Source organism: Adlercreutzia muris (genome assembly GCF_008831045.1).
In the GTDB taxonomy this organism is placed as follows: domain Bacteria; phylum Actinomycetota; class Coriobacteriia; order Coriobacteriales; family Eggerthellaceae; genus Adlercreutzia; species Adlercreutzia muris.
In genome coordinates this window covers 1-4645 of sequence record NZ_WAJS01000065.1, presented here as the reverse complement: position 1 = coordinate 4645, position 4645 = coordinate 1, and the positions used below count along the sequence as shown (strand labels likewise).

Sequence of the window (4645 nt, the reverse complement as noted above, 5' to 3'; positions counted from 1 at the left end):
CGACCTTCTGCCAGCCGGTGGCCATGGCGCCCGAGGACTTCAGATAGTACCAAGCGCCCCCGACTTTCTGCCAGCCGGTCTGCATGGCGCCGGATCCGCTCAGGTAGTACCAGGTTCCGCCGACCTTTTGCCAGCCGGTTAACATCCATCCGCCATTGTCAAATAGATACCAGACGCCACCAATTTTCTCCCAGCCTGATTGGGCATAACCGCCCCCATCATGAGCGTACCACCACTTACCGTTCGATTGTTTCCACTTACCTGCTTGCGCAGCATAGGCAGTTTGGGTGCCTGTAGCGGCTTGGATCGTGGTGGTGCCCAATGCGAAGCCGGTCGCCATGAGGGCGAGAGCGAGGGCCATGGCCAGCCTTACGAGTCCCTGCGGTGTTCTCATAGTCCTTTTCCTTTCTAAGGGGAGGGGTGTGAACATCCAGCATCGTCGCGATTTTTCACGAGAGTCTCGTGCTAGATATTGCGGGAGAATGGTTATTAGTGCCCTGCATTGCCGCTCCATGCTTGGGGTTGTGGTGAGTGAGGGCATAGGTTGGAATTGCTGCGGCATCAAAAGACTGTTAATGGTTCATCCCAGGTGACAGATTGTGACTACATCATGAGGCCTCCTTGCGTGTTAGTGGCAGGTGGGACCTCTTTATGATTATGGGAAGGGCCTCCACCGTGATTGCCGCAGCGCAAAACCTTTGCATATCCAGATAAACGTTGGACGGAGACGCTTCCAGCATCTCTTATTTAGACATGCGAAAACAGATCCCGGGAGGGTAGGCTATTACGATGTGGCATCATTGATTGTAGCACGATTGTTGATCAGATACATTATTTCTATTGGCTTCCTGTGAGTGCATGAATGGCCATTTCTGGAATTCGAATCTCAAGTTCATATGTATGGAAGGAGTTTTCTTCTAGACCTAGCCGTGCATGTCCAGATAAGTCCGAAAATCCCTTCTGGAGGCGTGGACCCACAGAGATCGGCGCTGCAAAATGAGCCATAAGGAGCGGAAGAAGGGCGACGCGAGCGGAAGCCGATGCTCGCGGTTCGGAGGAAGCGTGTGGCTTTTTGGCGTTCGGCGAGCGGTGCCGGGTGGTGGCTAGGCAAAGAGACAAGACGCTTCTAATCCAAAGGCTCGGTGTCGCTTACACCAAAAGGTCTGCGAGAAAGTATCGGTCTGTCCCGTTTAGATTTTGAGATTTCCTTTTGTGGGTGGTAATGGCATCGACGATATCGTGATTGGTGTAGAAGTTGCGGATGTGCTCCTCAGACTTTATTTTGGCTGTCTTAATTCCTTTCTTTTCAGCCAAATACACGCTCGGCTTCTTTCGAGAAGAGTGTTTTTTGAAATCATCGTATAGGTCCAGAGAATGAATCATGAGCATTTCAATTTCGGGGGCGGTTATTACGTATCCTAAAACATCTACCTTTTCCAAATAAGGGCTCTTGATTGCATATCGCGTTGTCTTTCGGTCTTGAATCAAAAGCACGCAAAGCCGGCCGTCTTCGAAATCCATGGTCAAATAGCGGTCGGTGAAAAGTTTGGGGTCTCGAAAGAATTTGCTTGATAGTAGTTTTCCGTCAAGAAGTTGGCTTTTCTCAAAGCAAAGGACTTCTTTCTGCAGAAGAAGGTCCATGATGGCCATTTCGGAGGGACCTTCACAAATGCAAGCAATATAATCGCTGGGCAAGATATTGATCATTCATGTCCCCGCTCTGCCAGGAAAGACTCCATGCTTTCTACTAGCTGTCGATATGCTGGGTAGCTGGGAGTTCTGGTGAGTGTTCCGCTCATTACAAGGTCGCTCTTTCGCTTGTCTTTTCTGTCTTTGTCGCCAGCAGCGAGTGAGAACTTTTTGACTTGGATGCTATCGGTTTTGTCTAGCAGATAAATCCCATCGCTTCTGCTGATGCAATCAAGGATCTCGCTATAGTGGGTTGAGAATAGGAGGGTGGCTTTTCCTTTGTTTAAGTTGCTGGTGAAAAGATCAATTAGAGTGATGACAATGGTTTTATTCAGGTGGTTTTCAATCTCGTCGATAAGGACATATCCGCCTTGAGCAAGAGCAATAGAAATTGCAGAGAGGCAGCTAATTCCTTTGATCGTACCGGAAGAAAGATAGAGGTCGAGTTCTCTTAGTTCAACGGCGATGGCTTGCGACTGCTGCTTGAATTTAATTTCGAACACTATGCGAGAGGGTTGGGCTGACGGCGGCGTCTCAAGATGGATGTACTCGATCGAAGGGTCTAAGTACTGCGCAAAGGGAACGATAAGACCGAGCGCAATGGTAGATATCCAGTTGTGATTCGTTATGGAGCAAAGGTCTTGAACGCTGTTGTTGGATTGATCGTATTTATTCATGACTATCGAAAAGATGCTGTCTTCCTTTTTTAGGAAGGAGCTTTTAACCATATCTCGGTCTACATCGGGCTGCGCCCCGGAAAAATCAAACAGGTTTTTGCTGGTTGTGGAAGCAGTAGCGGGCTTTGCATAGAGCCTTTCGCTCTTGAACGTAAGAGTTTGTGCATCCGGATCTTTTCTGATGATCGAGAAAAGCTTGTAGATGAGGTTGGTCTCCTCTTCGTAAAAGAATGATTCAACCTCTAACTCCGAATCAAAGAATGCTTTGATTCGCATGTCGTAGCTCAAGCTGTCATTACCGATATACGTTTTTAATAGGCTGGAAAGCAAGTTCAACAGAGTGGTCTTGCCGGCGGCGTTTATGCCTGCGAAAGCAATGGTGCTGAGCTTGTATACCCTGCCAAATAGCTGCGATACAACGCCGTCATCCAGCTCTTCCGAAAAAACTCTTTTTTCGGTAACGAAATCTACGGTAGCCCGTCCGTCCTTAAAGTTCGAGAGGTTGCGGAAGCTAATCTTTAGCAGCGATACGCTCATGGGATTCTCCTTTCGGTAAGACGCATTGTAGCAAATTAAAAAGCATTCGCACGATTTTTTCGATTGAGTGTCATTTCAATCGCCGATTTCTCATTGCAAAAAGTGATGTGCTTACTCGGCAGCCATGCTACAATCGATATTGCCACATCGTAAATAGTCTGTCCCGCTGGGGTCTGTCTCTGTACGCCCGAGTAAGAGATGCTGGGGAGCGTCTCCTATTCAAAGCTTACTTGGGTTTGCAGAGGCTTTGCGATGTGGCAATCGTGGTGGACGCTCTCCTCATTGAGGTCTACCTGCTGTCACATGGAAGAAGGCCTCGATGATGCGTGTTTCAACTTAAAGAATCAGAACATGAATATGATGTGTCTCTCGACTGTCACCTTTGACTAGTGCATTCTAAAACGCCACGAACTGCGGGTGAGGCATTGGGGAGTGCGAAAAATCCTCCTGGGGTTGTGGCGCTCCAGGTGTAGATAGATGAAGGAAAGTTATCTGTAGAAAGGAGAAGGTATGGAAGCGATAAAAAGATCGGTGCTCGGTCGGGTGACTTTTGCGTTGGCGCTTGTGGCCGCCCTGGGTATCGGCACAACAGCCTATACTGCGCTGGACACTCAAGTTGCCTATGCTGCGCAGCCTGGCTGGCAGCAGGTCGGTGAGAAGTGGAAGTATATCGACGAGTCGGGACAGCCCGTTAAAAACGAGGAAAAACTCATCTCCAAAAAGTGGTACCAGTTCGACAATGAAGGATGGATGGTTACCGGCTGGTGGTTGGGGGAACAAACCATTGACACTAGTGGCACGCGCGAGAAATGCTGGAAGTATTACAACGCTGCTGGTGACAGGGCAAAAGGTTGGAAAAAACTTAATGGAAAATGGTACTTTTTTGACGTTTGGGCCAATTGCGAGGGCGCAATGTTTCATAGCGGCTGGCACTACGTAGGTGTCGGCTATTCCCCTAGTTATTTTGCTTATTTCGATAATTCGGGCGTGTGGGTAACTAATCGCTGGGTTCGCGATCGACTGAGCGATGAGCTCTGGAACTATTTAGATGAATCGGGCCAACCTGTATCTGGCTGGAAGAAGCTGGACGGCAATTGGTACCGTTTCCGCTCCGAAGGCGATGAAGGAGGGGCACAGCCTGGAAAAACGGCGCTCGTCGGATGGTGGAAGGTCAACAACACATGGTACTATTTCAAGGATTCTTGCGCCATGGCCACCGGCTGGCAGAAGATCGGCGGCTCCTGGTACTACCTGGGTAGTCCCAATGATGGCGCAATGAAGACCGGCTGGCAGAAGATCTCCGGTGCCTGGTACTACCTGGGCGGTTCCAGCGACGGCGCAATGAAGACCGGCTGGCAGAAGATCGGCAATTCCTGGTACTACTTGTACAGCTCTGGCGCTATGGCTGCCAATACTTGGGTTGGCAACTATCATGTGAACGGGAGCGGTGCTTGGGATAAGAGCCGCTAGGCCCGATTTTTGCGGACTGTGCTTTATCGCAAGAGGCTATGACTTCCGATTACGATGCGAGTCGTTCGTAAAAATGGCGGATCGCAAATGATACTTTTATAGAATACATTGCGTCCTCAACGATTGCCACATCGGGAGACGATGGGTGTGAGTTACATGAATCCGGAGCGGTGCTCCCAGAGGGCCCCGGAGCCTGCCCTTGGAGGGCGCCGGCCGGGGCATTCGTCGACGGGAGCATCCTACCACACCTTCGAGAGGGCCTCGGCGCTGCG

3 protein-coding genes and 1 pseudogene are annotated in these 4645 nt (G+C 49.9%); 1 reads left to right on the top strand and 3 read right to left on the bottom strand.

Features of this window, described 5'->3' with window-relative positions; translation table 11 throughout:
- The 3 genes and pseudogenes from F8D48_RS12185 to F8D48_RS11255 all read right to left on the bottom strand — a co-directional run.
- Positions 1–394 (bottom strand): annotated as a pseudogene (locus tag F8D48_RS12185) (hypothetical protein); the annotation flags it as partial.
- A gap of 755 nt (positions 395–1149) precedes the next feature.
- On the bottom strand, positions 1150–1650 hold the full coding sequence (locus F8D48_RS11260) for a hypothetical protein (protein WP_151432123.1): 501 nt from the start codon (positions 1648–1650) through the stop codon (positions 1150–1152).
- A gap of 53 nt (positions 1651–1703) precedes the next feature.
- Entirely contained in the window at positions 1704–2903 is a 1200-nt protein-coding gene (locus F8D48_RS11255; protein ID WP_151432120.1) for an AAA family ATPase, read from the bottom strand.
- Between the two features lie 510 nt (positions 2904–3413).
- Here F8D48_RS11255 and F8D48_RS12180 point away from each other — a divergent pair.
- Positions 3414–4373 carry an N-acetylmuramoyl-L-alanine amidase family protein gene (locus tag F8D48_RS12180; protein WP_151432118.1) on the top strand — a complete coding sequence of 320 codons (960 nt, stop codon included), beginning with the start codon at positions 3414–3416 and terminating at the stop codon, positions 4371–4373.
- Positions 4374–4645: the final 272 nt, after the last annotated feature.

Coding starts and splice junctions, on each gene's coding strand:
- F8D48_RS11260 (WP_151432123.1), bottom strand. CDS start 1,650: ATGGCCATCATGGACCTTCTTCTGCAGAAAGAAGTCCTTTGCTTTGAG.
- F8D48_RS11255 (WP_151432120.1), bottom strand. CDS start 2,903: ATGAGCGTATCGCTGCTAAAGATTAGCTTCCGCAACCTCTCGAACTTT.
- F8D48_RS12180 (WP_151432118.1), top strand. CDS start 3,414: ATGGAAGCGATAAAAAGATCGGTGCTCGGTCGGGTGACTTTTGCGTTG.